A 26,979-nucleotide genomic window follows, 5' to 3' on the forward strand; every position below is an offset into this window, starting at 1 on the left:
ACGATGCCCGTCCGTTGGCTCGATCCGTCGCCGGTGCTGCGTGTCGAACGTTTCAACAGTTTCGACGAATTTCGACCCAACGATGTTATCGGCGGAATGAGAAGCACGCCGCTGGATTCCTCGCCCATCTCGGTCTCGCGGAGCATTCTGGCGCTTCCCGACTGCCTTCTCGTACTGCAGCGATCATTTGCCAGGCGGATGGAGGGAGATCTCGGAGCAAATCGTGGGGTTGGGGTCGTGATTCCTCTGGCCTTCCACGCGACGATGAACGGGAACGCGGTCGGCGATTCTACGATCGGAGTCATCCGCGGCCGGGCGCCTGTCGATGTCGTCGAACGGCATGCAAACACCTATCTCATGCTGCGTTTCGGCTCCGACATGCGCAATCGCGGATGGGCCGACTTCGAGGGCGGAATCGAGCTGTTCAGGCTGACACCGGCGAAGATGCTGGCGATACGATCGGCGATTCTGGACATGTTTTGCCTGGCGTCCAGCTGCAGGGAGCTCAGGGAGTTCGAACTGTTGAGGGGAGGGCTGCAGGAAACGCTCGTAGCCGGGCTCGACAGCGCCCTGGTCGAGGACAGCGTCAAGCGGGCACTGCCCGGCTCGTTCGACCGGCATCGGAAGCTGGTCGAGCGCCTGGATGAACTGGTGGCCGCGGTCGGCGAGGCCGATCTCTACAGCGCCGGCCTCGCGCAGACCCTAGGCGTTTCCGTTCGTACGCTTCAGACCGCCATACAGCACGTCTGCGGCGTTAGCCTGCATCAACATTTGCGATCGAAACGCATCTGGTCGGTCCGCAAGCTCCTCGTCAAAGGAGGCCCGCTCCTTACCGTGACCGCGGCGGCGCGGGCCAACGGCTTCTGGCACATGAGCGACTTCGCGAGATGTTACGGCCGTGCATATGGCGAGATGCCGTCGGAGACTCTCGCGCGGGTGCGAGGGGTCTAATCCACGGTGTGCCCGTCGAGGCCGTGTACCAATTAAAGCGGTGGCGGTGTGCCGAAGACCGCGTCCGCTTTGCCCTTCAACCAAGCCATCGCCGCAGTGCAATATTTCGTCATGGGCTAGAAGCAGCTATGAACTGGAAGCATTGGCACGCGCCTTCGTGCGACGGCTTCCCAGACACGATCGCGAAATCAAATCGGCGCACGTCTATCGAGACGCCAAGAGGTTCAAACCACAAGCTCAAAAATGTCTCGTTGCTGATTGGTCGACAGCATCCGAAGATAAGCGACAGTCGGCAACTTTCGCTGGGTGGAAATCCCAAGCCCAACGTTCAGCCGGCAAAATTTGAATTGCGTGAACTGAATTTTCGGCGGAATCCAACCGAAGAGGAGACGCGTCCATGAAATTCGGGAAATGGATTTTTATCGTCGCTGCTGTCACCTGCGCGACAACGGCGGGTCCTTGCGCGACCATCGCAGCCGAGCCGAACGGCAAGATTACGATACTATATGACGCGTTCGGCGCCGATCCCACAATGACAAAGGACTGGGGCTTCTCGGCGCTGGTGGAGGTCGCAGGTAAGCGCATTCTGTTTGACACCGGAGATAACGCCGAGATCTTTGCGAAGAATGTCGGAGCAAAGGGGGTCGATCTTACCATGCTCGATTTTGTGGTTCTCTCCCATCGTCACTCCGATCACATGGCGGGATTGAGCTACGTGCTGAGTGTCAACCCGAAGGTGAAGATCTACGCACCCAAGGAAGGGTTCGGCATCTACGGATCGTCGCTTCCATCGACCTTTTATCGCAAGGACGAGTCCCTGCCTGAGGAGATGCGATATTACGGCGGCAGACCGCCGAAAATCATGGAGTTCGGCGCCGCATGGCCCAATGCAAATTTCGAACTGGTTGATCAGACGACCGAGATTGCGCCTGGCATCAACCTAATTGCTCTGGTTTCTGATCTTCCCGGCACAAAGGAACTCAAAGAACTCTCTCTCGCTGTGAATACGCCAGATGGCCTCATTCTTGTTGTCGGCTGTTCGCATCCGGGAATCGAGCGTATTGTCGAGGCCGCAACAGCGATCAACCCCAAGATCCATCTCATTGCCGGAGGCTTCCACCTTGTTGTGGCCGCCGACGACGCCATTGATAAGATTGTGATCGCCCTCAAGGACAAATTCAAGGTTGAGAACATTGCCCCCGGTCACTGCGCGGGCGAACCGACGTTTGCTGCGCTAAAGAAGGCGTTTGGCACGCGATACATCTATGCCGGGCTCGGCACTTCACTGGCCCTTGGGCCCGACATCAACTCCAGTGTTCGGCACGGCGAAGCGCCTGCCTTTGACGATCTAGCGGTCTATCGCAGGCTTGCCAGTCGCGAAGACTGATTTTCCCGCCAGTCGGGAGAGGTCGTGGCGGACATCTCTCATATGGGCGGCCGCCATGACCGCATTGGGTCATTTTCGACGGATTTGGTGGGGTGGTAGGTTAATGTCCGCTTCTGCTCGTAAGCCTCCAACCGGGGCCCGCCCGGAAGCGTTACGTCGGGCCAGACCCCTATGATTCAAGGCCTCCAAACTGGGGGCTCGAATTATGCGCTACGAACTCGCCGATTATGAATTGATTGCCACCAAGCCCGTAAGAGTACGGATGGCGTGCGGCTGGCGAGCTAATTCGATTCGAACCGAACGCCGATGCGGTTCTCCTTCCGCCACACGATATGGCAGGGCAATTGGCTATGATCGGTGTCCATCACGAGCGTAAACCGATCCGGGATCCCGACCGGCGATATCACGTCCAGCGCTGCGCCCGTGTCAGACAGGTTGCGGACGGTGCAGTCGATTGCGCCCCCGCCGAATGAGATTGTGCCCGCTTTCAGCATTCGCCGCCGCTGTACTGCTCGATGTTCTTCCATAGCAAACCTACGCAAATATCGAGACGCCCGCATACGCCAACGCATGAGACGGCTGGCTGGTCGTCCCTTTGGGAAGTTTGCGTGACCTTGATTAACGGACCGTCACCTCAGTTCAACCGTCTGCGCGTGGAACCGATGCAGCGTTCCATCCATCAGTGACCACGCGACACTCGTCATCCACCATGATGAGGTCAAGCACGAAATATTCGATGAAGAGTTCGGCGCCGACGCGCAGGGCTTGCCCATAGAGCGTGTGAATCAAAGCATGTCCCGTTCGATCCGCCGCTGCGCAGGCGCGGCGGACCGGTTTTTTGCCGAACTCGCTCATATGGCCGCCGAATTTCGGATGGACCTGTATAGGTCGCACATCGGGGAAATGGATCAGTCCTTTTTACGATCCGCACGACAGAATCGGATAGCCCAAGGCGCTTCTTATGCGCTTCCTCAAAGCGTTCCTTCACCTCTGGCTCGGCTTCCAATCTGTTTTGAATGAAGAAATCCAGCGCTGCCCGGATCATGTCTCACTCACTATCCTCGATGGATCTCCTCGCCCCTAGCGCAGGGATCCATGCCTGGACCGGCGGCGCGATCGGCTCGATGACGATAGCTGTGATGACGCGGGCGTCCCTCGGCCATAGCGGGCAAGCGCTCTCGGCATCCACTGCCACCCGCGCCGTTTACGCCTCGATCGTCATCGCAGCGCTGGCGCGGATATGTGCTGCTGTCGATCCGACCTATTCGATCCCGCGGTTAGCGATCGCGGGTATCGCATGGACAGGGGCGTTTCTGGGATTCGCGCTGGCTTACGCCCCGCTGCTGTGCAGCACCCGCAAGCTCTGAGACGACGCTGACAGATCAGTGTCGTTCCGCTTCAGCCTCTTGCTCCATTCGCAGAATGTGCGCTCTTAGCGCGTCGAAAGTTTCTTCGGCGGCGTCGCTAAACAGCGGATCTTTATGATCGGCTAGGACTGAAGCGACCTCCGCCCAATCCTGGGGCAGTAGAGCCTTGAGGGCTGCTGGGAAGAAATCGCGCTCTTCCACCATCATATGGTGACGCTCGTTCACAATAAAATCTCGTATGATCTGGCCGACCTCCAGCCGAGGAATCTCGCGATCCGCGAGGACGCCATCGATCGCTTCGGCGAAGCGGCGCAAGCGATCGGCTCCGTCTGCGTGCTCACGTGCGAGATCGCCAACGGTTGCAGCCGCAGCCGGATCGCGAAGCGTCAGCTTGGAGAGTATCAAGTCTTCCTGGGGATGATGGTATACCTCCGGGTAGACTTCGAAATAGCTGATAATCGCCCGAATAACCTCATAATCGGGGCGACGCCCGTGCTCAAAGAGCTCAAGTTCTCGCTCGAGTATAGTGAGGAGCAAATCAATATTGCGATGCTCTCGGCGCAAAAGATCGATAATCACTGCAGCGCCCTCCTCAGAGGAGATACCCCAGTGGCCAAGGTAGGCCGAAGCCGGCTTCGCCTTTTTGCGCCAGATCAAGCCTGAACCGAACAAAGTGCGGTACCTCCTCGCTCAAGAAAGCGGAAGGCGGCAACGCTGCGATTTCGACCACCGCGTTGATCAAGCCGTTGATCAAGCGGCTATCGTTCGCGGAGATGTTGCGCGGCTGATTTAGCCGGGCGCGTTTGATCAGGCGCAAATCAGTTTAGCTCAAGTTCTGCGATCCATGTTCTGTAACAGCCATTCCGAGGGGCACCATGGACGCTGCATGATGGCCGTGGTGATACGGGTGACAGGCCAGACGATGAGCATTCGCGCAGATATGCAGGTGCTGCGCCTGTTGAGGGTGTTCCTGAGGATCGGAGGCCCGGATGCGCCGGCGGATCATGGCCAACTGTCTTGAGGAAAGGACCGTCAGAACGGATCAGGATCCGGACGAACGTCGTTAGCCGGTTCGATCAGCAGAAGCGGCAGCGTCCTTGCAGATTGCGCTCTCAGACAGCGCGGCTGTGGATCGCCGTGGACCGGGCGAGATGAGCGTCGAATGCGGAAGCCAAGCTCCGGACCAAGAACTCGGCGCCAGCGCTTACCGAGATCAGATCGTCGCTTATGGTCACCGCTCCGTCCGCGACGAGGCTTTCGAGTCGCGAGCGATCCACGATGGCTGCATCCGGATCGCGGCCGTGCGACCTGGCGATCTTGGAGAGATCGACGGCCATGTCGCACATGACACGTTCGATGATGTCGCCGCGGAAGCGGTCGTCTCCGGTGAACGTGTAGCCCTTGACGGTCGCGAGCCGCTCCTCGGCGATGCGCGCTAGGTAGTCGCGTGTCGCGACCGCGTTCTGAACGAAGCCCTGCGGCATCCGACCGATGGCGCTTGCGCCCAGGCCGACAAGCGTTTCGGCGGCATCGTTGGTGTAGCCTTGGAAGTTCCGCCGCAATCGGCCCTCCCGCTTCGCAACAGTGAGTTCGTCCGAGGGGAGCGCGAAGTGATCGAAGCCGATGCGTACGTAGCCCGCATCGACGAGCGCCTCGGCTATCGCTTCGGACTGCAGATGTCGTTCGGTGCTGTCAGGCAATGCGCTTTCGTCGATCTTGCGCTGGTGCTTCTTGAACGAGGGGACATGCGCATAGCCGAACACCGAGAACCGATCCGGCCGGAGTTCGATGCACCTCGCGACGGTGTCGAGGCAGGAACTCACTGTCTGAAGCGGCAGCCCGTACAGCAGATCGAAGTTGAGTTTGCCGATGCCGTTCCTTCGCAGGCCCTCGACGCTCCGGGCAGTCTGGTCGAAGCTCTGTAAGCGGTTGATCGCGCGCTGGACCGCGGGGTCGAAGCTCTGCACGCCCAGGCTCGCGCGGTTGACCCCACTGAAGCCCAGAGCCTCAGTCATCGGCTCGGTCAACGTGCGCGGGTCGATCTCGACGGCGATCTCGGCTTCGGGCACCACAAAGTAGGAATAGCGCAGCGCGCCGACCAGATCGGCGAAGGTCTCGGGTGTCATGATCGTCGGCGTGCCACCTCCGAAGTGGATGTGCGAGATCGGCTGCCGATGGCCGATGCTCTCCGCAACCAGATGCGCCTCGGTGCGCAGGCCCGAGGCGTAGATGGCGATCGGATCGTCCTTCTTGGTGACCGAGGTGTGGCAGCCGCAGTACCAGCACATGGATCGGCAGAACGGCACGTGCAGGTAAATAGAGGCCGGCCGTCGTGGGGAGATCGACTTCAGCCATCCGCGATATTCGGCTTCGCCGATCGACGGATTGAAGTGCGGGGCCGTTGGATAGCTGGTGTAACGGGGGAGCCGGTCCTGACCGTACCGTCTTGCGAGATCCGAGCGCATCGTCTGCCTTTCCATTGTACGAGGACATTGCCCGATGCGGCGTTCCCGAACGTTGCGTCAGGTCAACTTCGGAGCAGCTGGCAGGGGCGCTGGATGGGTCAAGGCCGTGTCTCTCAAGGCGTGTCGTTCTTCCAATGACCCTGCTTCTTCAGAGCGTCGGCCACCTCCCTGGGCATGTAGTTTTCGTCGTGCTTCGCCAGGACAGTGTCGGCGCGAAACACGCCGGCCCCGTCCAGAGCGCCTTCGGCGACGACGCCTTGGCCTTCCCTGAACAGATCGGGGAGGGGGCCTCTGAAGCTCACCGGGATGCTGCCTCCTCCATCAGCGATACTGAATGTGGCGGCCAGCCCGTCTCCCCGCGTCAGCGAGCCCGGCTGGACCAGCCCGCCGAGGCGGAAGCGCTTGCCCGCTACGATGTGCCTCTCCGCTGCCATCATGGGTGTGGTGAAGAACACGATGGAGTCGCGGAGCGCGTTGAGGACAAGTCCCGTCGCGATGGCGAGCACCGCAAGCGAACTTCCGATCATCACTATCCGTCGTTGTCTACGTTTCATTTCTTGCCGCGATCGGTTTTGCGCCGTGCGCTCGGAGGATCTTGCGGCAGCTCTTATAGGGGCTGAGTCGCGGAGAGACTTTGCGCCAGCTCAAGGTGGGTCCGAATTGTCTACGCCCGCCGCAGCAGCTTCACGGCTTTGCGGAAAGCGTCGGTGACGGCAGCTCCGGGACGTTCGGCGATCAGACGGAAGCCCAGGTTCGTCGGCGGAATCCGACCGCGCAACCGCCCGACTTCGGATCGCGGATGAAGTCGGTCATGTAGGCGCGATGGGCCCTTTCGACGATCGTACGTCGCAATTGGCGTTCGTCACCTGCTCGCGGTTCCCATCCAACGAGACGCGGATGAAGCAAGTATTTCGTCCACTCCCAGATGTTGCCGGCCAGGTCGTCGAAGCCCTTGCTATTGGTCCCGAATGTGCCGCCGGGCTGCGGAGCGGTCTCGGCCGGTTTCGAACAGTTCGATTCGGCTTCGTAGCGCGCGATCCATGCCTGAGCGGGGTCGGCGGGATCGACGCGCGGCAGGGCTTCGTCGCGCGCCTTTTTGGCCGCGGCGAACGTCCATTCCTCGTCGGTTGGCAGCCGATGCGTGACGCCTGTCTTCAGAGAGATCCAGGCCGCGTAGCCATCGTGGGCGTCCAGACAGGTTCGTCCGTCGTGGTCGGGCACGAGACTTCCGAAGCGTTGCGGGTCACTTTGTCGGGGGCGGCGGTCGGTCAGGGCGACGTCGTATTCACAACCCGGAACGAGACCGGTGCCGTCCTTTCGGCAAAGGACAGATTCGTCGATCGATGACCGCGCCTCTCGGCCGATCCGATCCGCGCCGAGTTCGACTACTTCGGAGACCGTAGAAACCCGGATTAGGGCTTTACCGGATTTGCAAACCCCGTCGTAACGGACCTAAGTCGGTCACCACTTGGAGCATGCGCATGACGACTGTCGAGCACTTCGAACCGTACGCCGCCTCCTCCCGGTCAGGCGGGGTCGCGAAGAAGCGCGATGCGATCTCGACGAAGCGCAGCGGCCTGCGTCCTCTGGTGTCGCTGTTTCCCTACGTGGCCCGCTATCGAGGACGCGCGATGCTCGCATTCCTGTCGCTCACGGTCGCAGCGGTTACCACGCTCGCTATCCCGGTGGCGGCACGGCGGATGGTCGATTTCGGCTTCGATCCGGACGACCTTTCGGCGATCGACGGCTACTTCGCGGCCATGATCGCGGTCGTGGCCGTGCTGGCCTGCGCCAGCGCCTGCCGATACTATTTCGTGGCGACTTTGGGTGAGCGCGTGGTGGCTGACGTCCGGCGGGATGTCTTCGGTCATTTGCTCCGACTGTCGCCTTCTTTCTTCGATCAATCGCGCAGCGGCGATCTCACCTCGCGGCTGACGGCAGACACCACGCAGATCAAGGCGGCGGTCGGCGCATCCGCTTCCGTGGCTTTGCGCAACCTGATCATGCTGCTCGGGGCAATCGTCATGATGACGGTCACAAGCCCGAAGCTTTCTGCAATGGTCCTGCTCGTCATCCCTGCCGTCGTGATCCCCCTGATCGCATGCGGTCGATGGGTCCGGCGACTGTCCCGCAACGCTCAGGATACGCTGGCCGATGCAACCGCCTACGCCTCGGAGCTGATCGGCGCGATCAGAACGGTACAGGCCTACAACGGCGCGGCGATCGCGACCGATCGCTTCGGTCGCGAGGTGGACGAAGCCTATGAGGCGTCTCGCGTTTCGACCAGGGCGAGGGCCGTTCTGACCCAGCTCGTCATCTTCATCGTTTTCAGCAGTGTCGTGATTATTCTCTGGGCCGGCTCTCGCGACGTGGCGATGGGAGCCATGAGCGCCGGACGTCTCGGTCAATTCATACTCTACGCGGTCCTGGCTGCGACGAGCCTCGGCCAGCTCAGCGAAGTCTGGGGCGAGGTGTCCGCGGCTTCGGGCGCAGCGGAGCGCCTGTTCGAGATACTTCGCCTCAAGCCCGAGATCGCAGCCCCGAACCGGCCGTTGAACCTGCCGCTGGCCTGTCAGGGAAGCGTGACATTCGAAGGCGTCAGCTTCGCCTATCCGGGAAGGCCGGACGTCCGGGTGCTCGACGACGTCGCGTTCTCCGTGCGCTCCGGTGAGAAAGTCGCCATCGTCGGGTCGTCTGGAGCCGGCAAGAGTACGTTGTTTCATCTTCTCCTGCGGTTCTACGATCCGAGTTCGGGATTGGTCTCGCTCGATGGAGCTGCCGTCCACGAGGCCGAGCCCGAAGAAATCCGCTCGCACATTGCCCTGGTTCCGCAGGATCCGGTCATCTTCGCCGCCTCCGCCCGAGACAACATCCGCTTCGGGCGCCCCTCCGCGACGGATGCCGAGGTAGAGCGCGCCGCCGACCTGGCCTCAGCTTCCGCGTTTCTGGCCATGCTGCCGGAAGGACTTGATACGCGACTAGGCGAACGTGGCGTCATGCTGTCCGGTGGGCAGCGCCAGCGTATCGCCATCGCGCGCGCGATCCTGCGCGATGCCCCCCTTCTGCTCCTCGACGAGGCCACCTCGGCGCTCGATTCCGAGAGCGAGGCCGCGGTCCAGGCCGCGCTGCAGGGGCTCATGATGGGACGGACCACTCTCGTCATCGCGCACCGTCTTGCTACCGTCCTGTCCTGCGACCGCATTCTGGTGATGGATCGCGGCAGGATCGTCGAACAGGGCACCCATGAGGAGTTGTCTTCGGCCCGCGGCCTTTACGCCCGCCTCGCGCGGTTGCAGTTCGGAACGAGCTGAGCCGACGCTTCGGATGTCGGAGGCTGTGAACATCGAAGATGAAGAGTGGGCGCTATATCGAAGCGAGCGCTCGTTCGACCCGAGCGCGTTGTCGTCGTCGTGTTCCGATCTCGATTTCCTAACTGCATTGGGCGAACGTCTTCGCGGACTCCGCACGGCTCGCGACATGTCGCGCCGCGAGCTCGCCGGCGCCTCGGGAATGTCCGAACGCTGGATCGCGCGGATCGAGAGCGGCAAGGGCAACATCACGATCCTCCTGCTACGGTGTCTGGCTTCGGCTTTTCGTCAACGACCGGTTCAGCCGGCGGTGGATATCGAGACGAATTTGCGCTGCAACAAGGAGTTGTCGGGCGGTTTGTGAGACCTTCTTCAGGAAGGCTTCGGCGCGAGCCCAACGGAGATGGACGATGAATATCGATATCAAGACGGATGAGACTCTCTGGCGCAATACCATGCTGCCTGAAGGCTTCGTGACGAAGTGGCTGGTTGCCGACGGCGAGCTGGCAAAAGAAGGGCACGGCATCGCCGTTGTCCGTATCGAAGGCGCGCTGCACGATATCGTCGCTCCGTGCCACGGCCGCGTGAAGATCGAGACGGGCGTCAATCACGTTATCGAGCCCGGATCGCTGCTCGCCACGCTCGTTCCCGCCTGACGGGAGAAACGCCATGCTGAAGGTCGCAAGCATCACGTTGGTCGCCGTGGCGCTGCTCGCATTGGTAAGTTCCGCTCCCTCGCTTGTTGAGCATGGACGTGTCGCCGTCAGCCAGGCCTGGAGCCGCGCCACGCCGAAGGGTGCCAAGGTCGCGGGCGGCTATCTCACTGTCGAGAACCGCGGTACTCGCGCCGATCGCCTGCTGTCGGCGGAAAGCCCCGCCGCCGGCAAGGTCGAAATTCACAGCATGACCATGCAGGACGGCATCATGACGATGCGTCCCCTCGACGACGGGCTGGCGATCCCTCCGGATGCGACGGTCACTCTCGCGCCAGGCGGCGATCACATCATGTTCGTCGGATTGACCACGCCGTTCGAGGAGGGACACCGTATCCCGGTGTCGCTGAATTTCGAACGCGCAGGCAAGGTCGAGGTCACGTTCGAGGTCGTCAGCGTTGGCGCGAAGGGACCGCGGCTGCAGATCGTTTCGGGCGATCCAGCACCGCTGACGGTCTTACCGGCAAACGCGGTCCCGCGCGGCGAGCCCTTCTTCACCCACATCTGCGGAACGCGGGTGATGGCCGACGTCACGGTCACGCCCGGCCGCAGCGGGCCTGTCGAGATCGACGTGAAGCTGGAGGACGGCGATGAGAAGCCGCTCGCGGTCGATGGGCTCTCTGTGGTCTTGTCCAATCCGGACAAGCACATCGCGCCGGTCAAGGCCACGGCCGAACGGATCGCGGCGGACAGCTGGCGCGTCCGCATGACGGCCGCGGTCGACGGCAAGTGGTCGCTGTCTCTCGGCATCGACATGACGAAGGACGATCGCATCGACATCGCGGCTCCGGTCATCATCGAGTAATGGGTGAGTCGTCGGACCGGGCATCTGTGCCAGCGAAATGCCGATAAAGCTCTCCGCCGACGTCAGCGAGTTCGAGCGGCGGGCCGGAGCTACCGCGGACGGGATGGGCCAATCGCCCGAGCTACTAGTTTTCGGACTGCCTCTTGGCTCCGAGCAGCATAGCGTTCATCGTAGCTCGGTTTCGCTCCAACCAACACCGACCTGATGGCAAAGCAACGAGTGGCGCGACAGAGGCCGCCGCGGCTTGGTTCCGTGATGTTACCGCCGGTCACCCCGCAAACCGTAGCTCTTAAGCGTGGGGTCAAAGGACGGATTTCGCGATGAAGAACACTATGCGGAGGACCTTAGCAGACGAAATCGCTCACGAAATTCGGGACTCTACCTCGTCGTCTTCAGCATCCACGTCAAAGAACTGGAGCGACCAATAGCGGAAGTATGGCAAGGAGTGTTGGCCATACCTAGGCGACCGCCTGAAATAGCAATTTGAGATGGTTGCATGTCCCCGATTTGAACCTACTCGTCGGACCATTTCAGCCGGCGACGGACCGCGCACGAACGGAGGCTTTTGGCGGACTATCGAGAACCGACGTTTCGAGTTAGGTTGCTCTTCTGTAACAAAACAGCGCCTCCGAAATAGTGGGATTCGCGATGTAGCGGACCCCCGCTACCAATCGTACGATTTTGCACGCCAACCTACGATCTTCTACGATTTCGTGCCCATGATGGAAGCTCTTGTGCCGCTACAGTGACGCGTGCCAAGTCACGAGCGGCCTTCCAGCAGTATGCGAGCCTGCATTCAGCCCGCAGGTCATGGCCAGGTGGTCACCTTGCGAGCTAATTAGGCTGCCCTTCAAGGTGACAACGTCGTCGCGAGCGGGTTGTCGAGCGGCAGCAGGGTATTCTGCTCGAGGTCGAAATATCCCGGATCATCGCGCATGGCGCTGACGAGCCAAATGCCATCGTCGACGTCTTTGATGCCAGGTGTTTGTCCGTCCAGCACCTTGGCCTATCGCGCGGACCTCATCGGCATCTCGAATATCTTGCCGCTCATCAGCAGAGCGATCTCGCTCGCCGGGAGCGGTTTCTGACATTCCGACAACGGATTGAGCCAGAAATTGCAGTTGGGCAGCATCTCGAACAGATTGCGCGCGGCGGCGCCAAGGCATACCTCGGGCTCCTTGATGTAGTCGTAGATGCGCTTCTTCGAGGTAAAGGCGGGATGCCATCGCATGTTCTGGAAGTCGACCGTTGCGATGTTGATCTGTTCCTGAAATTTGAGCGAACGACGGCGGCCGGGTTTCATCGGTGCTTCCGGCGTTAGAATGTAGATCTCCGCCTCAAGCAGCGCTTGATAGAACGCGGGAATGATGCCGGCGTCCCTCCCGGCGGCTTGCATCAGGGCTTCGAGGCTGTTTTCCGGTTCGAACATGGTGACACTCCCAATTCGACCCGACAAGGACATGGACTTCAGCGCCCACGGCCAAGCCGGATTGTTCAGTCATTCCTCGCCGCGATCATACTGGTCCTGCTTGCCGCGAAGGGCGCGGTAGATCGTATTGCGCGACACGCCGAGGCGGCGCGCGGTCTTGCTGATGTTGTTGCCGGTTTCCGCATACGCGCTCAGCACATGCGAGCGCTGAAGCTCATGCAGGTTGGCCTTTGCGCCGGCACCGACGGATTTGCCGGGCAGGCGCTCACTGGCTGAATGCGCAAGGACCGACTCGACGGATGTCTCGTCGATCAGATCTCCCGGCTCGACCAGCGACAACCGGGACAGGACGTTGCGCAACTCGCGGATATTCCCACCCCAATCCAGCTCGGCCAGGCGATCAATCGCGCCTTCCGTCAGATCCATCAAGGGATCGATCTTGTGGACCAAATGACGCGCGATCTCGGTGAAATCGGAACGTTCGCGTAAGGGAGGCAGCGTCACCTCAAGCGTGTTGAGGCGGAACAGCAAGTCGGACCGGAACCGGCCCTTTGCTATCGAGTCGTCGAGATTGGCGTTGGTGGCGGAGACCAGGAGCACGTCGACCTGGCGCTTGGTGCCGCCGACCGGGCGGACGGTCCAATCGTCGAGAAAGCGTAGCAGCACCGCCTGCAGCGTCACCGGCATGTCGCCGATCTCGTCGAGGAAGAGTGTGCCGCCATCCGCCTCCTTGAACAGCCCGGCGGCTCCGCCCTTCTTGGCCCCGGTAAACGCGCCTTCGGCATAGCCAAACAGCTCCGCCTCGATCAGGCTGTCGGGGAGCGCAGCGCAGTTGACCGGGACGAACGCCCCGGTCCGTCCACTGGCGACATGGGCATGGCGGGCGAGTTGCTCTTTGCCAGTCCCGGTCTCGCCGCGGATCAGGATCGGCATCTTGCGGAGCGCGGCCACTCCGACCCGCTGCACAACGGCTGCGATCGCCGGATCGGCCGAGACGAACTGTGTGGCGACCTTCGGCGTCGGCAGCCGCGGGCGCGAGATGGCTTGCATCATGGAGAACTGGCGTGCGTTCTCGATTGTTGCGACGAACTGGCTGCCGACCTCGTCCTCAAGACGCTGACGTTCCTTGCGCCGGCCTTCATCGACAAAGGCGCTGAACTTCGTGCGAAAGACATCGGCGAAGCGCCGGCCTGGCGAAGCCGGCAGGCCATGCAGCAGAACACTCGCGGCCCGATTGGCCGCGAGGATCCTGCCCTCATTGTCGACCGCGAGCAGGCCCGCGCTCAGCGTGTGCAGATATTCGCCGCGATTGTGGAACGCGATCAGGATATTGCCGCGGTGATGCTCGCGGAACAGGCCGTTCTCGATCTGGGTCGCGGCCATCGCGACCAGCGCCTGGGTGTGTGCCTGCCGCGACATACAGTCCGATGATGCATCCAGTATGCCGGCCAGCTCGCCGTCGGGCGCGAAGATCGGAGCCGCGATGCAGGTGAGATTGTTGTAGCGGGCGAAGAAGTGTTCGCCGCCGTGAACGACGATGGCCCGCTTCAGATACGCCGCCGTGCCGAGGCCGTTGGTGCCGCAAATGGCCTCGGTCCAGACGGTGCCGGGCCGGATGCTCGCCGCGTTCGAGGCATCGCTGAAACTGGAGTCGGAGATGATGTCGAGCAGCAGGCCGTCGGCGTTCGCAAAGGCGATCATGAAATTGGAGCCGGCAATCTGCTGATGCAACGTGTGCATCTCCGCAAGCGCGAGGCCGCGAATCAGTGAGCAGCGCTGCTGCTCCTGACGCAGCGTTGCAGGGCTTACGAACTCGGGCGACGGAGGGCGCAAGGTGTCGAGCCCGAGCGAAATGCAGCGCATCCAGCTGTCGTAGATATCGGCTGACAACAGCTCTGCCGGTGGCGCTCCACGCTGCTCGAGCGTCATCCAGGCGTTGTCCATGCGTCGGCCGGCAGTCAGCATCAGTGCTCCTCCCGGAGTCGCTGTTTGGCGATTTCCTCTTTCGTCGCGGCCCGTTCGGGTCGTTCGCGCGCGTGGCGCGGTTTTCGCGATGATAGATCAAACAATCGAAAATCCAAATTTCGCGCTGTTGCCGCCGTCGCCGCCAAAACTGTTCCGACTCGGAACAGTGCGTCGTGAAGTCTGCTCCGAGGCGGATCGGCGCGTGCACGCCCGCGATCGCGAGAACAATAGAAAGATCAGGCCGTTGTGCGCTTGGCACAGGCCTTGCTGACCTAGTCCGGCGGATCGCGATCGCTGCGATCGACGGAATAAAAAAATTTTGGGGAGGCTGATCAGATGAAGGCTGCGGTGCTTCATGAGTTCGACGAGAAACTGACGGCCAAGGAGTTCGTCAAGTTCGAGGACGTGACTGATCCGAAGATCTCACGGCCGATGGACGTCATCGTCCGCATCGGCGGTGCGGGCGTTTGCCGTACCGACCTGCACATCGTCGAAGGCATCTGGCGTAGCAAGGTCGACGTCAAGCTTCCCTACATCATGGGGCACGAGAATGCGGGCTGGGTCGAGGCGATCGGGCCGGGGGTCGAGGGCGTCAAGGTCGGCGACAGCGTGATCTGCCATCCGCTGGTGACCAGCGGGCACTGTCTTGCATGCCGGCGCGGCAACGACATGCACGCGCTGGACAGTTCGTTTCCCGGCATCAATGCCAACGGCGGCTACGCGCAATATCTGCTGACGGGACAGCGCTCCCTCATCAAGCTGCCGAAGTCGCTGGCCCCGAAGGATGTCGCTCCATACACGGACGCCGGGCTGACCGCCTATCGCGCCGCGAAAAAAGCATCCCGTCATCTGCTGCCCGGCGAGTATGTCGCGGTGATCGGCGCCGGCGGATTGGGCCACATCGGTATCCAGGTTCTCGCAGCGCTGTGTGCGGCGGAAATCGTCGTGATCGATCGCGCGGACCAGTCGCTCGAGCTCGCCAAGAAGTGCGGCGCGCATCATGTCGTGAAGGCGGATGGCAACGAGGTCGAGGCCGTACTGGCGTTGACCGGCGGACGCGGCGCCGAGGCTGTGATCGACTTTGTCGGCGAGGGCGATGCGATCGCCAAGGGCCTGTCGATGACCGCGAACGGCGGCTACTACTACATCGTCGGCTATGGCGGGAAGATCGACATCCCGACCATCGACATGATCACGTCGGAAAAGACCATCGTCGGCAACCTGGTCGGCACTTACGCGGAGCTGGTCGAGCTGATGGCGCTCGCCGACCGCGGCCTCGTCGAGCTCCATACCAAGGAATACCGGCTCAGCCAGGCCAATGACGCGCTTCATGATCTGCATCATGGGCGCATCCACGGCCGCGCCGTCCTGGTTCCGTAGTTCATGCACCGCAAGATGTTCGCCTTCAGTCCGGATCATCGAACGAGAGTGGCGCGAGTGACCAACGACAGCCCGCGCGGGCCGCAGACCAGCACCGAGATGGCCACCGAATTGCGGCGCGCCCGCGATCGGATGCTCGCCCGCGACAGGGTGATCGACGAGATGGTCGAAAACAACGAGCGGCAGATCAAGAACGAGCACGCGCGGGGTGGCGCCGAGATCGAACTCGCATGCGCCCGGCGCGAAGCAGCACGCGCGGAGGCAGGAGCGGCAGCGAATGCCGAACTGGATCGTGCGACCGCACACCTGGAAATGCTTCAGGAAGAACATCGGCGGCTGGTGGCCGAGCGCGAATGGCTCAACACTTCTTTGCTTGAGATCGACAACGGCCCGTCGACCGACGAGCACCAGCGGTCGGGCCACGCATGACGGGCAACAACGAGGGAACGAACATGATTGCATCAGAAGAAGCCGGACGTACGCCGTCTCCGCAAGCGGAAATGAGCGATGAAAGCAAGTCGAAGGACGTCTTCTTCGTTCAGCTCGCCGAACTCGCCGAGGCGATGATCGCGGCGCACGGCAAGGATTTCGCGATCGGTGCGCTGGTCCTGTCGGCGAAATTCGTCGCCGAAGGCAAGCCCCTCATCAAACGCGCCGACGGAAGCGACACGTCCGCCGGCGTCGAGAAGCCGAACTGACGTAGGACGACGAGATAGCAGATCAGGAATCGATTTAACGGAATCAAAGTGAGTTTTGCAGCCGAGAATTTCAACACCGAGATCCAGGTGTTCTGACCTGGGACCAACGCGAGAAACGCCGAGACAACGCAACGTTCAAAGGAGCTGGAAATGACTGCAAGTTTGACGCTGAACAAGATAACCGCGCAGAAGGGCATCAGCATCGCTGAAGCGGCCAACCGCGTCGCGGACCTCGGCTGGACGCCGAGCTACGTGCAGGAGGCGATGACCTTCCCGACCGACTACAAGATCTCGAAGACGCCGCGTGACCCGATGAAGCAGGTCCTGCGGTCGTACTTCCCGATGCAGGAGGAAAAGGACAACCGCGTCTACGGTGCGCTCGATGCGGCGTTGCGCGGCGACATGTTCCGTAACGTCGAGCCGCGATGGGTCGAGTGGATGAAGCTGTTCCTGGCGATCATCCCGTTCCCGGAGATCTCGGCGGCACGCTCGATGGCGATGGTCGGACGGCTCGCACCCGGCGAGGAACTGCGCACCGGTTTCACCATGCAGATGGTCGACGAGTTCCGCCACTCGACGATCCAGATGAACCTCAAGAAGTGGTACATGGAGAACTATATCGATCCTGCGGGGTTCGACATTACGGAAGCCGCGTTCGGCAAGTGTTACGCGACCACGATCGGCCGCCAGTTCGCCGAGGGCTTCCTGACCGGTGACGCCATCACCGCGGCGAACGTCTACCTGACCGTCGTCGCCGAAACGGCCTTCACCAATACCTTGTTCGTGGCGATGCCGTCGGAAGCCGCGCGCAACGGCGACTACGCGCTGCCGACCGTGTTTCTGTCGGTCCAGTCGGATGAATCCCGTCACATCGGCAACGGTCACTCGATGCTGATGGCCATGATCAACGATCCGACGAACCATCAGCTGCTCGAGCGCGACCTCAAATACGCCTTCTGGCAGAATCACGCGATCGTCGACGCCGCGATCGGGACATTCATCGAGTACGGCACGACCAACCGCGACAAGAACAAGGAGTCCTACGCCGAGCTCTGGCATCGCTGGATCTACGAGGACTACTACCGGACCTACATGCTGCCGCTTGAGAAGTACGGCATCAAGATCCATCACGACGACGTCGCCGCTGCCTGGGATCGCATCGTCAAGAAGAATTACGTCCACAAAACCGCGCAATTCTTCACGGTCGGCTGGTCGGTGAACTTCTGGCGCATCGAGGCCCAGACCGAAAAGGACTTCGAGTGGTTCGAGCACAAGTATCCGGGCTGGTACGCCGAATTCGGCGACTTCTGGAAGTGGCACGCCAAGCTCAGCGTGCCCGGCGAGACCAACATCCTCTTCAACAGCGAGGTGGGCTATGCGTACCCGCACCGGTGCTGGAGCTGCATGGTGCCGTGCCTGATCCGCGAGGACTTCGTCTGCGACGAGGTCGACGGCAAGATCTATACCTACTGCTCCGAAGGTTGCCGCTGGACCCACAAGGTGGCGTTCGCCGCCGAATATGAGGGCCGGGCGACGCCGGCGATGGGCCGCTTCAGCGGTCGTCGTGAATGGGAAGACTGCTATCACGGCTGGGATGTCGCCGACGCGATCAAGGATCTCGGCTTTGTCCGACCCGACGGCAAGACCATGATCGCACAGCCGCATCTGCGCTTCGACACCAAGGACATGTGGACGCTCGATCACGTGCGCGGACACACGCTTGGCAGCCCGTTGCGCGGTTTCAGGGCGCTGTCGCCCGCCGAACGCGAGGTCGCGACGGCCGAGTACCGCAAGGGCTTCAAGATCAACCCCTGCAACTAGTTGATGACGACGGGAGGGGCCGCCTTCGGTGGCCCCTCTTGCCGGACCGGCAAGAACGGCTTGCCGGATCGGTTCATTCAATTGCGGGACGAAGGCGGGGATGATGACGGACGTGCACAAAGTTCGTTTCGAGCCGGTGGGCATCGAGATGGAAGTGGAAGAGGGCGAGACCGTCCTTGACGCGGCGTTCCGCCAGGGCATCTCGTTGATGCACGGCTGCAAGGAAGGCCAATGCGGCAGCTGCAAATCGAAGCTGGTCGACGGCGACATCGAGCTGCTGAAATATTCGACCTTCGCGCTGCCGGACTACGAGAGCGAGACTGGCCACGTCCTGCTGTGTCGGACGCACGTCTACAGCGATATCAGCGTCGAACTGCTCAACTACGATGAGGATCTGCTAAGCCGCTCGATCGCGGTCAAGGCGTTTGCCGGCCGCGTTGCGGGGATCACGGTGCTGACATCCGATATCCGCTTGCTTGAGGTCGAGATCGAAAGGCCGATGAAGTTCTGGGCCGGCCAATACGTCGATCTGACACTACAGGATGGCTCGATCACCCGCGCCTTCTCGATGGCGAACCCTCCGGGTGATGGCAGCAATCTTCGCTTCATCATCAAGAAGTATCCGAATGGGGCGTTCTCGTCGCAGCTCGACGGCAAGTTGGCCGTCGGCGACGCCGTGACTGCCAAGGGGCCGTACGGCACCTGCTTCCGGCGCGAGGAACGACCAGGGCCGATGCTGCTGATCGGTGGTGGTTCCGGGATGTCGCCGCTGTGGTCGATTCTGGCCGACCATATCGGCAGCGGAGAGCAGAGGCCGGTCCGGTTCTTCTACGGCGCGCGCACGCGCACCGACTTGTTTTACCTCGATGAGATCGCAGCGATCGCGGCGCGGCTCGAGGACTTCAAGTTCGTGCCGGCGCTGTCGCATGCCGAAGCGGGCGACGGCTGGGACGGTGAAACCGGGCTGATTCACGAGGTCGTGCTGCGCCATCTGCGCGAGGAGAAATTGAGTGGCGCCATCGATGCCTACGCGTGCGGGCCGACGCCGATGATCGACGCCGTATTGCCCGTCCTGCAAATGAACGGCGTCGAGCCGGAGCACATCTATTTCGACAAGTTTACGCCGGCGGTGCGATGACGGCGTTCAAAGGTTCGTCGCAGAACAGAATGGCAAAAGGGAGTGAACGATGAGTGCACAGACGAGCAGCGCAACGGCAGCGGCCAAGCCCGCAGCAGCCGTCAAATCCGGTGCCGCGGGAGCCGCGGTCTTTCCGGGCTCCGACAGCCGCAAGTACAACTACTTCGAACCCAAAGGCCGCAAGGCGACCCACTACGAGGACATGACGGTCGACGTGCAGCCGGATCCAGAGCGATACCTGCTGCAGGACTGGATCATCTCCTTCCCGGACGGAACGCCGACCTATTCCAAGGACTGGACGGCGGCCAAGAGCTCGAACTGGCACAAATTCCGCGCCGTCGACCAGGAGTGGGAGCGAACCCATTACCAGCGCCAGTCGACGATCTGCGGCATGGTGCAGAACACCATCGAGAACGGCCGGAAATCAGGTGCGCCGACCCGCTTCGATCCCGCCTGGGTGAAGATCCTGCAGAACCACCTTGGCGCCTACAAGCACGCCGAATTCGGTCTCGGCACCTCGACCATGCAGGCGCAGCGTTACGGCTACACCCAGATGGTCAACAATGCGATCCTGACCAACTCGTCCTACAAGTTGCGGTTCGCGCAGGACATCACGCTCTATCTGAGCGAGATCGGTCTCGACCTCTCCGCCTTCGACATTGCTGCCGGGAAGAAGCACTGGCTGGAGGACCCGATCTGGCAAGGCGTGCGCAAGTCGGTCGAATCGGTGATGGGTTCGAACGACTATCTCGAACAGTACTTTGCAACGAACGTGGTGTTCGAGCCGCTGATCGGCGAACTGTTCCGCTCCGGCTTCCTGATGCAGGCGGCCTCTGCACAGAACGATTTCATCACGCCGGCGGTCGTCTCCGCCGCGGAGGCCGACTACGAGCGCAACCTCGCCAACTCTGTCGAGCTGTTCCACATTCTCGGCACGGATCCTACCTACGCGGCGCAGAACCTTGCGCTGTTCAACAAGTGGCTGGTCAAGCATGCCGACCTGGCGCTCGACGCCGCCAACCATCTGCAACCGATCTGGTCGCAGCCGCGTGTCAAGGTCGCTGCGTTCGCCGATGCCTTGGCACACGCGAAAAACCGGATCAAGGGCATCGCCGCCGAGCTTGGTCTGACGGTTCCGGCAAATCTCACATCCTGACCGGCACCGCTTCACCTCCGTCACAACAAAAGCTTCAGGAGACCGACATGCTGCACGAGAATGACAACATCTTCAAATCGATGAAGGACATCACGTTCGAGGACACGGTGTCGCATCAATGTGGCGTCACCATGAATGACAGCGTCGAGGCGCGCGCCATCGCCGAGGTGATGAGCCGGCATGACCATATCAAGGTGACCTACATGCCCGCGATGATCCGCATCGACGGCGTCGGCAAGATGGAGTTCAAGATGGACGAGATTTCGGAGGAGCTGGGGCGGGTGATGACCCCGCATCTCTTCGAGATCTCGACCTCCACGCACTACGGCCGGATGGTCATGATCGACGACAACACCGTCATGTTGTTCGGCGACATGAACGAGATGATGAAATACATCGTCTGACGACCGCTCGTGAACGAGCCCCGGCCGGCGCGACACCGGCCGGGTGCAATCGACGACATCAATCGCACGCTTTCAGAACGGCACGCAATCCAGCGGGGATCAGGGAGAAACGTCATGTACAGAACAGCCAAGGGTGAAGAGATTTTTGTCATCGATGGGCATACGCATTTTTGGGATGGCAGCCCGGCGAACCAGAAGAACATCCACGGCAAGCAGTTCATCGACTGCTTCTACGCCTATCACGCGAATCTGAGCCCACCCTCGGAGAAATGGGAAAAGGAGAAGTTCGAGAAATACGACGCCAAGACGATGTTCGACGATCTGTTCGTCACCGGCTATGACGACATGGCGATCCTGCAGCCGACCTATCTCACCGACTTCTACAAGAACGGCTTCAACACCACCGAGCGAAATTCGGCCATGAAGAAGAGCCATCCGGATCGCTTCATCCTGAACGGCGCGTTCGATCCCCGCGACGGCAGCAAGGGCATCGAGGAACTTCATGCACTGTCCGAGAAGCACAAGCTCAAGGGTGTCAAGCTCTACACCGCCGAATGGCGCGGCGAATCCAAGGGCTACAAGCTGACCGACAAGGCGTCCTACCAATATCTGGAGGCGGCGCAAAAGCTCGGCATCAAGAACATCCACGTCCACAAGGGCCCGACGATCATTCCGCTGAACCGGGATGCGTTCGATGTAGCCGATATCGACGACGTCGCGACCTCGTTCCAGGACCTCAACTTCATTGTCGAGCATTGCGGCCTGCCGCGGCTGGACGATTTCTGCTGGATCGCGACCCAGGAGACCAACGTCTACGCCGGTCTCGCGGTGGCGCTGCCCTTCATCCATTCGCGGCCCGGCTATTTCGCCCACGTCATTTCCGAGCTGCTGTTCTGGGTCGGAGCGGACAAGATCCTCTACGGCAGCGACTACGGCATCTGGACCCCGAAATGGCTGATCGACAAGTTGATGGCCTTCGAAATTCCGGCGGACGTCACCAAGGAGACCGGCTCGGTGTTGTCGATGGAGGCCAAGACGAAAATTCTCGGCCTCAACGCAGCGCGCATCTACGGGATCGATGTCGAGGCGCAGAAGAAGAAGATCCGGGCCGGCGGCGGCTATGCGCATCTGCCCGAAGCCGTTCATGCGCCGAGGTGACGGCCATGAATGGCGCCGTTGACAGCGCGATGCGGCCGCAAGACCGTTCGATCGATGACAGGCGGGCCCAGATCTGGGCCTGCCTGCAGGGCGTGATGGACCCGGAGCTCGACGAGTCCGTCACCGAGTTGAATTTCGTGACCCGCGCCGATGTGGACGCGGCCGACCGCGTCCACATCGAGTTCCGCCTGCCGACCTATTGGTGTGCGGCCAACTTTTCGTTCCTGATGGCGGACGACATGCGCCAAGCCGTGAGCCGACTCGACTGGGTGAAGGGCGTCAGCGTCGTGTTGGGCGAGCATATGTATGCCGACAAGATCAATGCCGGTCTTGCCGAGGGGCGTTCGTTCCAGGAGGCGTTTGGCACCGAGGCTGATGGTGGCCTCGACGATCTGCGTCAGACGTTCCTCGTCAAGGCATTCCAGCGTCGACAGGTCGTGCTGCTCGGTCACCTCATCGCATTGGGGCATTCTCCAGCGGAGATCGTGAGCTTGACGCTGGCCGAGCTTGGCAGCCTGCCGCTCGACGATACCGGGGAGAAGCTGGTTCAGCGTTATCTCGAACGACGTGCGGTCGTCGGCTCCGCGCCGAGCGATGCGACGGCCTTTGTCGACGCGAAAGGCGCGCGGCTAAACGCCGAAAGCCTTCCAGGCTATCTGTCGGACTTGCGGCGTGTCGGCATTAATGCCGAGTTCAACGGTGCGCTGTGTCGCGGTCTGCTGGCCGCCCGGTTCGACCTCGAAACGCCATTCGTCCCGAAATCGAAGGCGATGCCGGCCTCGCCGGGTGCGGACCAGGTGCCGTGATGCCGGCGTGCAGCAAGAGAACGAGTGCAAACGAGACGCCCTCCAGCCAACAGTCGGGGATGTAAGATGCCGAAGATCATGCTGCATGATGAAGCCGCGCGGGCCGCCCTAGGCAGAGGTGTTGCCAAACTCGCCAAGGCGGTCAGAGGCACGCTCGGACCGAAGGGTATGAACGCGATCATGGACCGGCCGATCGGTACGCCGATCGTGTCGCGCGACGGCGTCAGCATTGCCAGCGAGATCGAGCTGGAATGCCCGTTCGAGAACATGGGCGCACAGGTGTTGCGCGAAGTCTCGGCGCGGACCAATGAAGTGGCGGGAGACGGAACCACCACGGCCACCGTGCTTGCCGATGTCCTGGTGCAGGACGGCCTGAAATGTCTTACAGCCGGCGCCAATCCGGTCGAGCTGGTCGAGGGGCTGGAACTGGCGGTCACCGAGACTATCGCCGCGCTCAGACGCTTGGCGAAGCCGCTGCAGGGTGCCGCCGGCCTGCGTGCCGTGGCGAGCATTGCCGCCAATGACACGGCGCTTGGCGACATGGTGGCCGAGGCATTCCAGCGTGCCGGCAATCACGGAATCGTTGCGGTTGAATATGGCAGCACGGTCGAAACGACGTTGGAGATCGTCGAAGGCATGGCCTTCGATCGCGGCTATCTCTCGCATCACATGGTGACCGATGTCGAGAAGATGCAAGTGGTGCTCGACGATCCGTTCATCCTCATGACCGATATCAAGATCCAGACCGGCGAGCAGCTCGCCGGCGTGATCTCGCTGATCGAGAGGAGCGGCAGGCCTCTGTTGATCATCGCCGAAGAAGTTGCGCCGCCGGTCATCATGCAATTGCTGGCACGCCGGGAGCGCGGCGGCTTCAAGGTCGCCGCGATCCATCCGCCGGAATTCGGCCATTGGCGCAAGGCGATGCTTGAGGACATTGCGATCACGACCGGGGGACGTGTGATCTCGGTCGATCTCGGCGGAAGGCTCGAGAAGGCCGAGCTGCATGACCTAGGTTCTGCGCGTCAGGTGCGCATTTCCGCCTCGAAGACCCTGATCACCGCGGGCGCCGGGGATCAAAGGAACATCGTTGCGCGACGCGAGCAGGTGTTGCGGCAGTATGAGGCCGCTCCTGAAAATATCGAACGGGACAAATTCCAGGAGCGAATCGCAAAACTATCCGGCGGCACGGCGATGATCCTCGCTGGCGGCGCCACGCCGGTGGAACAGAAGCGCCGGACCCAGCTGATCGAGGACGCGATCAACGCGACCCGCGCGGCGATCGAAGAGGGCATCGTCCCGGGCGGCGGCCTGGCCTTGCTCAGGACCGCCGGGAAACTCGACGAGTTGATCGGCCGTCTGGATGGGAGCACCAGGCAGGGCGCCGAGCTGCTGCAGCGCGCGCTCAGTCGGCCGCTGTTCTACATTGCCGGCAATGCCGGCCTGAACGCTGAGGCGGAGGTTACGAGATTTGCAAAGACCAGGAATGGTCATGGCCTCGACGCGCGCAACGGTTCGGCGGTCGATCTAGTCGAAGCGGGCATCATCGACCCGGTCAAAGTGTGCTATAGCGCGGTTCGCAATGCGGCCTCGGTGGCCGGTCTGATCCTGACGACGCAGACCTTGATCGCCAAGAAGCCGGATGACCACGATCCGACCGCAGGGCCGGCGCGAGGCGGTGGTGCCGAACTGCTCTGATCAGCGGCGCGAACCGTCAATCTGATGCGAGCGGTTCGCGCCAGCTCGCGCTGCATGCTGCGCCACCGGCAGTGTCGACGGTCCGATACGGCTGCGGTTCATTCAGGCTTCTTTTGCCCGAGCGCGCGATAGATTGTGTTTCTTGAGACACCAAGACGTCGCGCGGTTTCGCTGACGTTGCCGGCGGTCTCGGCGTAGACCGCAAGGATTCGTGCCCTGTGGGTGTCGTGGAGCGATCCGGGCGCCGCTTCAGGGGATTGCACGGCGACATCCTGCCGCTGCGGCTCGCTCGAGGTGCCATCCGCAGCGGCAAGCGTGAAACGTGCCAACACATTGCGAAGCTCGCGGATGTTGCCGGGCCAGGGGCGTGTGGCGAGATGCGCGATGTCGGCCGGGGTGATTTCGCAGCCCGGGTCGATGGCATCAAGCAGATGGCGAACGATGGCGTCAAAATCGCTGCGATCGCGGAGTCTCGGCAACGTCACCTCGAGCGTGTTGAGGCGGTAGAGCAGATCGGATCGAAACCTGCCCTCGGCGACCGCCTTGTCGAGGCGCGCGTTGGTCGCGGAGACGAGAAAAACATCGACTTTCGTTCTGACGCCGCCGACGGGACGCACGGTCCAGTCGTCGAGCAGCCGCAGCAGCACGGCCTGCAATGCGACGGGCATGTCGCCGATTTCGTCGAGGAACAACGTGCCTCCGTCGGCCTCCCTGACCAGTCCAATCGCGCCGCCGCGCCGCGCCCCGGTGAATGCACCTTCGGCGTAGCCGAACAGTTCGCTCTCGATCAGGCTTTCGGGCAGGGCGGCACAATTGACAGGGATGAACGCGCCGGTCCGCCCGCTCGCTGCGTGAGCATGCCGGGCAAGCTGTTCCTTGCCGGTCCCGGTTTCACCGCGGATCAGGATCGGCATCTTGCGCGCCGCCGCGGTTTCGACCTGACGAACGACGGCCCGCACCGCGGGATCGCGGGCGACGAATCCGGCGGCGGCGCCCGGAAGCGAGGGGGGCTGCGGCCTTAAGTCCTTCCGGGCGGACGATGAGCCCGTGGTCTCGCGGTGCTCGGGCTCGAACCTCGATTGCCGAGCGTTCTGATGCGTGACCAATTGGCGTCGCCGTGCAGGCAGCACCACGATGGCGCCGATGCCGGAGCGTTCGTTCTTGACGAGATTGAAGCTGGCGTTTGGAAGCAGCTCTTTCAACCTGCCTGGCCACTCATCGAACGGCACCGTCTTCAAGAAGCGGGTCGGTGCATCGTCGTGAATGCCGTGCTGGATCACATTCAGCGCGCGTTCCGTGGCGTGAAGGATGGTGCCGCGGCGGTCGAGCACGATGCATTCGTCATTCGACCATTGCGCCCTCTTGGCCAGAAAGCGGCACAGCAATTCCTCATGTTCCTGTCGGATGGATTGCGCCAGGACGCCTTCGACGTGATGGCCGACCGCGACCGCCAAGGCGAGGCTCTGCGGATTGAAGGTGCTGGCGGGGCCGGAGATGTCCACCACGCCAAGCAATTCGCCATCGCTGGGATCGTGAACCGGAACGGCCGCGCAGGTCCACCGCTGCACCTCCGAACAGAAATGCTCCGCCCCGCGGATCTGGACCGGTTTCGATTCCGCGATCGCGGCGCCAATCGCGTTGGTGCCGATGTCAGCCTCGCTCCAGCGTCCGCCGTGCTCGAGATGAACCGCGCGCCCGGCGTCGATAACCCTGTCGTCGCCCTGGGTATCGATGATCAGCCCGCTGGGATCGGTGAGGATCATGATCGAATTCGCATCGCGCAGGAACGTCTTGGAATTCTCGAGAGCGCAGCGGGCGGCGTGGCGAAGCGAAGCGTGCTTGGCGCGCCGGCGAAACAACTCGGCGTCGGCGACGAGCGGCGCCCGCGCTCGGTCGACGGTGACGTGATGGTTTCTGGATCTCTGCCACGACGCGGCAACCGACGACCTCAAATCGGACGACAACGCTCCGCGCTCGACGAATCTTTCCCACGCCGCCAGCACTTCTCGTTGGTCCATCCTGGCTCCTCCGAGATCAAAGGCCACCAGACCCGGTCGCACGGGGCCGCTTGATCAACCATCCGAATGCAGGGGACTGCCCGCCGCGGCTGTCGGACTGATCAGGCAAGGGGCAACAACAGAACCCTCAGGCTGCTCGAATGGCCGCCCGCATCGGATTCCATGCCGCCGCACTCGCCGTCAAACCGGCCGCGCCGTGCGATCAAACAAACCTCTTCAGCGTCCCGCTCCCTGATGTCCCAGGCTCTCTCTCAGGCCCGGTAACCAGGTCAGAATATACATTTTGAATGGTTCTAGCAAAGGTAGCGGATCTAG

General features: G+C 61.9%; 28 protein-coding genes and 1 pseudogene. 18 read left to right on the forward strand and 11 right to left on the reverse strand.

Annotated features, from left to right (window positions below; all coding sequences use genetic code 11):
* The first annotated feature begins 3 nt into the window (after positions 1-3).
* The 3 genes from AAFG07_RS07515 to AAFG07_RS07525 all read left to right on the forward strand — a co-directional run bounded on the left by AAFG07_RS07515 (position 4) and on the right by AAFG07_RS07525 (position 2,338).
* Entirely contained in the window at positions 4-951 is a 948-nt protein-coding gene (locus tag AAFG07_RS07515; protein WP_342726680.1) for a helix-turn-helix domain-containing protein, read from the forward strand.
* A gap of 128 nt (positions 952-1,079) precedes the next feature.
* Positions 1,080-1,352 (forward strand): hypothetical protein, encoded by a 273-nt coding sequence (locus AAFG07_RS07520; protein WP_342726681.1) that lies wholly within the window; start codon positions 1,080-1,082, stop codon positions 1,350-1,352.
* Positions 1,349-2,338: an MBL fold metallo-hydrolase gene (locus AAFG07_RS07525; RefSeq protein WP_342726683.1), complete on the forward strand. Its 990-nt coding sequence runs from the start codon at positions 1,349-1,351 to the stop codon at positions 2,336-2,338. Before AAFG07_RS07520 ends, AAFG07_RS07525 begins: the two co-directional genes overlap by 4 nt.
* 281 nt (positions 2,339-2,619) lie before the next feature.
* Here the strand turns inward: AAFG07_RS07525 and AAFG07_RS07530 are convergent, their stop codons facing one another.
* Together AAFG07_RS07530 and AAFG07_RS07535 are read right to left on the reverse strand one after the other, a co-directional pair.
* On the reverse strand, positions 2,620-2,865 hold the full coding sequence (locus tag AAFG07_RS07530; RefSeq protein WP_342726684.1) for a PilZ domain-containing protein: 246 nt from the start codon (positions 2,863-2,865) through the stop codon (positions 2,620-2,622).
* A 108-nt stretch (positions 2,866-2,973) separates the two neighbouring features.
* Positions 2,974-3,220, reverse strand: a pseudogene (locus AAFG07_RS07535) (FAD-binding protein); the annotation flags it as partial.
* A gap of 182 nt (positions 3,221-3,402) precedes the next feature.
* Between AAFG07_RS07535 and AAFG07_RS07540 the strand changes: the two are divergent.
* The gene (locus tag AAFG07_RS07540; RefSeq protein WP_342729078.1) at positions 3,403-3,705 is read left to right on the forward strand and encodes an NnrS family protein; all 303 of its coding nucleotides are present in this window, start codon (positions 3,403-3,405) and stop codon (positions 3,703-3,705) included.
* 15 nt (positions 3,706-3,720) lie between these two features.
* Here the strand turns inward: AAFG07_RS07540 and AAFG07_RS07545 are convergent, their stop codons facing one another.
* The 5 genes from AAFG07_RS07545 to AAFG07_RS07565 form a co-directional block, all read right to left on the reverse strand.
* Complete coding sequence (locus AAFG07_RS07545; RefSeq protein ID WP_342726685.1) at positions 3,721-4,284, reverse strand: hemerythrin domain-containing protein; 564 nt, start codon at positions 4,282-4,284, stop codon at positions 3,721-3,723.
* A 13-nt stretch (positions 4,285-4,297) separates the two neighbouring features.
* Complete coding sequence (locus tag AAFG07_RS07550) at positions 4,298-4,522, reverse strand: hypothetical protein (RefSeq protein ID WP_342726686.1); 225 nt, start codon at positions 4,520-4,522, stop codon at positions 4,298-4,300.
* A gap of 295 nt (positions 4,523-4,817) precedes the next feature.
* The gene (hemN, locus tag AAFG07_RS07555) at positions 4,818-6,170 is read right to left on the reverse strand and encodes an oxygen-independent coproporphyrinogen III oxidase (RefSeq protein WP_342726687.1); all 1,353 of its coding nucleotides are present in this window, start codon (positions 6,168-6,170) and stop codon (positions 4,818-4,820) included.
* 113 nt (positions 6,171-6,283) lie between these two features.
* Positions 6,284-6,724, reverse strand: a complete 441-nt coding sequence (gene ccmE / locus AAFG07_RS07560) for a cytochrome c maturation protein CcmE (protein ID WP_342726689.1) — start codon at positions 6,722-6,724, stop codon at positions 6,284-6,286.
* A gap of 181 nt (positions 6,725-6,905) precedes the next feature.
* Positions 6,906-7,391 (reverse strand): SUMF1/EgtB/PvdO family nonheme iron enzyme, encoded by a 486-nt coding sequence (locus tag AAFG07_RS07565; RefSeq protein ID WP_342726690.1) that lies wholly within the window; start codon positions 7,389-7,391, stop codon positions 6,906-6,908.
* A 260-nt stretch (positions 7,392-7,651) separates the two neighbouring features.
* Here AAFG07_RS07565 and AAFG07_RS07570 point away from each other — a divergent pair, with 260 nt between their 5' ends.
* Genes AAFG07_RS07570 through AAFG07_RS07585 form a run of 4 tightly spaced genes read left to right on the forward strand, consistent with a single transcriptional unit; the run spans position 7,652 to position 10,996 of the window.
* A complete protein-coding gene (locus AAFG07_RS07570; protein ID WP_342726691.1) occupies positions 7,652-9,481 on the forward strand; it encodes an ABC transporter transmembrane domain-containing protein in 1,830 nt (609 codons plus the stop codon).
* A 25-nt stretch (positions 9,482-9,506) separates the two neighbouring features.
* Positions 9,507-9,842 (forward strand): helix-turn-helix domain-containing protein, encoded by a 336-nt coding sequence (locus AAFG07_RS07575; protein WP_342726692.1) that lies wholly within the window; start codon positions 9,507-9,509, stop codon positions 9,840-9,842.
* A 46-nt stretch (positions 9,843-9,888) separates the two neighbouring features.
* Positions 9,889-10,134 carry a biotin/lipoyl-containing protein gene (locus tag AAFG07_RS07580; protein ID WP_342726693.1) on the forward strand — a complete coding sequence of 82 codons (246 nt, stop codon included), beginning with the start codon at positions 9,889-9,891 and terminating at the stop codon, positions 10,132-10,134.
* A 13-nt stretch (positions 10,135-10,147) separates the two neighbouring features.
* The gene (locus AAFG07_RS07585; RefSeq protein ID WP_342726695.1) at positions 10,148-10,996 is read left to right on the forward strand and encodes a copper chaperone PCu(A)C; all 849 of its coding nucleotides are present in this window, start codon (positions 10,148-10,150) and stop codon (positions 10,994-10,996) included.
* Between the two features lie 850 nt (positions 10,997-11,846).
* Here the strand turns inward: AAFG07_RS07585 and AAFG07_RS07590 are convergent.
* From AAFG07_RS07590 to AAFG07_RS07600, 3 genes are all read right to left on the reverse strand, one after another.
* Complete coding sequence (locus AAFG07_RS07590; protein ID WP_342726696.1) at positions 11,847-11,996, reverse strand: hypothetical protein; 150 nt, start codon at positions 11,994-11,996, stop codon at positions 11,847-11,849.
* A 6-nt stretch (positions 11,997-12,002) separates the two neighbouring features.
* Positions 12,003-12,425, reverse strand: coding sequence for an SseB family protein (locus AAFG07_RS07595; protein WP_342726697.1), 423 nt, complete (start codon positions 12,423-12,425; stop codon positions 12,003-12,005).
* Between the two features lie 69 nt (positions 12,426-12,494).
* Complete coding sequence (locus AAFG07_RS07600) at positions 12,495-14,390, reverse strand: sigma-54-dependent Fis family transcriptional regulator (protein WP_342726698.1); 1,896 nt, start codon at positions 14,388-14,390, stop codon at positions 12,495-12,497.
* A gap of 336 nt (positions 14,391-14,726) precedes the next feature.
* Here AAFG07_RS07600 and AAFG07_RS07605 point away from each other — a divergent pair, with 336 nt between their 5' ends.
* The 10 genes from AAFG07_RS07605 to AAFG07_RS07650 all read left to right on the forward strand — a co-directional run bounded on the left by AAFG07_RS07605 (position 14,727) and on the right by AAFG07_RS07650 (position 24,646).
* Complete coding sequence (locus AAFG07_RS07605) at positions 14,727-15,770, forward strand: NAD(P)-dependent alcohol dehydrogenase (RefSeq protein ID WP_342726699.1); 1,044 nt, start codon at positions 14,727-14,729, stop codon at positions 15,768-15,770.
* Positions 15,771-15,827: 57 nt separating this feature from the next.
* On the forward strand, positions 15,828-16,199 hold the full coding sequence (locus AAFG07_RS07610) for a hypothetical protein (protein WP_342726700.1): 372 nt from the start codon (positions 15,828-15,830) through the stop codon (positions 16,197-16,199).
* A gap of 71 nt (positions 16,200-16,270) precedes the next feature.
* Positions 16,271-16,468 (forward strand): hypothetical protein, encoded by a 198-nt coding sequence (locus tag AAFG07_RS07615; protein WP_342726702.1) that lies wholly within the window; start codon positions 16,271-16,273, stop codon positions 16,466-16,468.
* A 150-nt stretch (positions 16,469-16,618) separates the two neighbouring features.
* Positions 16,619-18,289, forward strand: coding sequence for an aromatic/alkene/methane monooxygenase hydroxylase/oxygenase subunit alpha (locus AAFG07_RS07620; RefSeq protein ID WP_342726703.1), 1,671 nt, complete (start codon positions 16,619-16,621; stop codon positions 18,287-18,289).
* A gap of 103 nt (positions 18,290-18,392) precedes the next feature.
* Positions 18,393-19,427 carry a 2Fe-2S iron-sulfur cluster-binding protein gene (locus AAFG07_RS07625; protein ID WP_342726705.1) on the forward strand — a complete coding sequence of 345 codons (1,035 nt, stop codon included), beginning with the start codon at positions 18,393-18,395 and terminating at the stop codon, positions 19,425-19,427.
* A 49-nt stretch (positions 19,428-19,476) separates the two neighbouring features.
* Positions 19,477-20,583, forward strand: a complete 1,107-nt coding sequence (locus AAFG07_RS07630) for an aromatic/alkene monooxygenase hydroxylase subunit beta (protein ID WP_342726707.1) — start codon at positions 19,477-19,479, stop codon at positions 20,581-20,583.
* Positions 20,584-20,630: 47 nt separating this feature from the next.
* The gene (locus AAFG07_RS07635) at positions 20,631-20,987 is read left to right on the forward strand and encodes an MmoB/DmpM family protein (RefSeq protein WP_342726708.1); all 357 of its coding nucleotides are present in this window, start codon (positions 20,631-20,633) and stop codon (positions 20,985-20,987) included.
* A gap of 114 nt (positions 20,988-21,101) precedes the next feature.
* Complete coding sequence (locus AAFG07_RS07640; protein ID WP_342726709.1) at positions 21,102-22,145, forward strand: amidohydrolase family protein; 1,044 nt, start codon at positions 21,102-21,104, stop codon at positions 22,143-22,145.
* A 95-nt stretch (positions 22,146-22,240) separates the two neighbouring features.
* Positions 22,241-22,951 (forward strand): iron-sulfur cluster assembly protein, encoded by a 711-nt coding sequence (locus tag AAFG07_RS07645; RefSeq protein WP_342726710.1) that lies wholly within the window; start codon positions 22,241-22,243, stop codon positions 22,949-22,951.
* 66 nt (positions 22,952-23,017) lie between these two features.
* A complete protein-coding gene (locus AAFG07_RS07650) occupies positions 23,018-24,646 on the forward strand; it encodes a molecular chaperone GroEL (RefSeq protein ID WP_342726711.1) in 1,629 nt (542 codons plus the stop codon).
* A gap of 98 nt (positions 24,647-24,744) precedes the next feature.
* On the opposite strand, the gene AAFG07_RS07655 is transcribed toward AAFG07_RS07650, so the two are convergent.
* On the reverse strand, positions 24,745-26,664 hold the full coding sequence (locus tag AAFG07_RS07655; protein ID WP_342726712.1) for a sigma-54-dependent Fis family transcriptional regulator: 1,920 nt from the start codon (positions 26,662-26,664) through the stop codon (positions 24,745-24,747).
* Positions 26,665-26,979: the final 315 nt, after the last annotated feature.

It is taken from the genome of Bradyrhizobium sp. B097, assembly GCF_038957035.1.
Lineage (GTDB): Bacteria > Pseudomonadota > Alphaproteobacteria > Rhizobiales > Xanthobacteraceae > Bradyrhizobium.

Excerpts from the sequence above, each read along its gene's own strand:
- AAFG07_RS07620 (WP_342726703.1), top strand. The coding sequence starts at position 16,619 with ATGACTGCAAGTTTGACGCTGAACAAGATAACCGCGCAGAAGGGCATC.
- AAFG07_RS07645 (WP_342726710.1), top strand. The coding sequence starts at position 22,241 with ATGGACCCGGAGCTCGACGAGTCCGTCACCGAGTTGAATTTCGTGACC.
- AAFG07_RS07615 (WP_342726702.1), top strand. The coding sequence starts at position 16,271 with ATGAGCGATGAAAGCAAGTCGAAGGACGTCTTCTTCGTTCAGCTCGCC.
- AAFG07_RS07520 (WP_342726681.1), top strand. The coding sequence starts at position 1,080 with ATGAACTGGAAGCATTGGCACGCGCCTTCGTGCGACGGCTTCCCAGAC.
- AAFG07_RS07640 (WP_342726709.1), top strand. The coding sequence starts at position 21,102 with ATGTACAGAACAGCCAAGGGTGAAGAGATTTTTGTCATCGATGGGCAT.
- hemN (WP_342726687.1), bottom strand. The coding sequence starts at position 6,170 with ATGCGCTCGGATCTCGCAAGACGGTACGGTCAGGACCGGCTCCCCCGT.
- AAFG07_RS07605 (WP_342726699.1), top strand. The coding sequence starts at position 14,727 with ATGAAGGCTGCGGTGCTTCATGAGTTCGACGAGAAACTGACGGCCAAG.
- AAFG07_RS07585 (WP_342726695.1), top strand. The coding sequence starts at position 10,148 with ATGCTGAAGGTCGCAAGCATCACGTTGGTCGCCGTGGCGCTGCTCGCA.
- ccmE (WP_342726689.1), bottom strand. The coding sequence starts at position 6,724 with ATGAAACGTAGACAACGACGGATAGTGATGATCGGAAGTTCGCTTGCG.
- AAFG07_RS07530 (WP_342726684.1), bottom strand. The coding sequence starts at position 2,865 with ATGGAAGAACATCGAGCAGTACAGCGGCGGCGAATGCTGAAAGCGGGC.
- AAFG07_RS07595 (WP_342726697.1), bottom strand. The coding sequence starts at position 12,425 with ATGTTCGAACCGGAAAACAGCCTCGAAGCCCTGATGCAAGCCGCCGGG.
- AAFG07_RS07635 (WP_342726708.1), top strand. The coding sequence starts at position 20,631 with ATGCTGCACGAGAATGACAACATCTTCAAATCGATGAAGGACATCACG.
- AAFG07_RS07650 (WP_342726711.1), top strand. The coding sequence starts at position 23,018 with ATGCCGAAGATCATGCTGCATGATGAAGCCGCGCGGGCCGCCCTAGGC.
- AAFG07_RS07625 (WP_342726705.1), top strand. The coding sequence starts at position 18,393 with ATGACGGACGTGCACAAAGTTCGTTTCGAGCCGGTGGGCATCGAGATG.
- AAFG07_RS07655 (WP_342726712.1), bottom strand. The coding sequence starts at position 26,664 with ATGGACCAACGAGAAGTGCTGGCGGCGTGGGAAAGATTCGTCGAGCGC.
- AAFG07_RS07515 (WP_342726680.1), top strand. The coding sequence starts at position 4 with ATGCCCGTCCGTTGGCTCGATCCGTCGCCGGTGCTGCGTGTCGAACGT.
- AAFG07_RS07540 (WP_342729078.1), top strand. The coding sequence starts at position 3,403 with ATGGATCTCCTCGCCCCTAGCGCAGGGATCCATGCCTGGACCGGCGGC.
- AAFG07_RS07600 (WP_342726698.1), bottom strand. The coding sequence starts at position 14,390 with ATGCTGACTGCCGGCCGACGCATGGACAACGCCTGGATGACGCTCGAG.
- AAFG07_RS07630 (WP_342726707.1), top strand. The coding sequence starts at position 19,477 with ATGAGTGCACAGACGAGCAGCGCAACGGCAGCGGCCAAGCCCGCAGCA.
- AAFG07_RS07525 (WP_342726683.1), top strand. The coding sequence starts at position 1,349 with ATGAAATTCGGGAAATGGATTTTTATCGTCGCTGCTGTCACCTGCGCG.
- AAFG07_RS07580 (WP_342726693.1), top strand. The coding sequence starts at position 9,889 with ATGAATATCGATATCAAGACGGATGAGACTCTCTGGCGCAATACCATG.
- AAFG07_RS07570 (WP_342726691.1), top strand. The coding sequence starts at position 7,652 with ATGACGACTGTCGAGCACTTCGAACCGTACGCCGCCTCCTCCCGGTCA.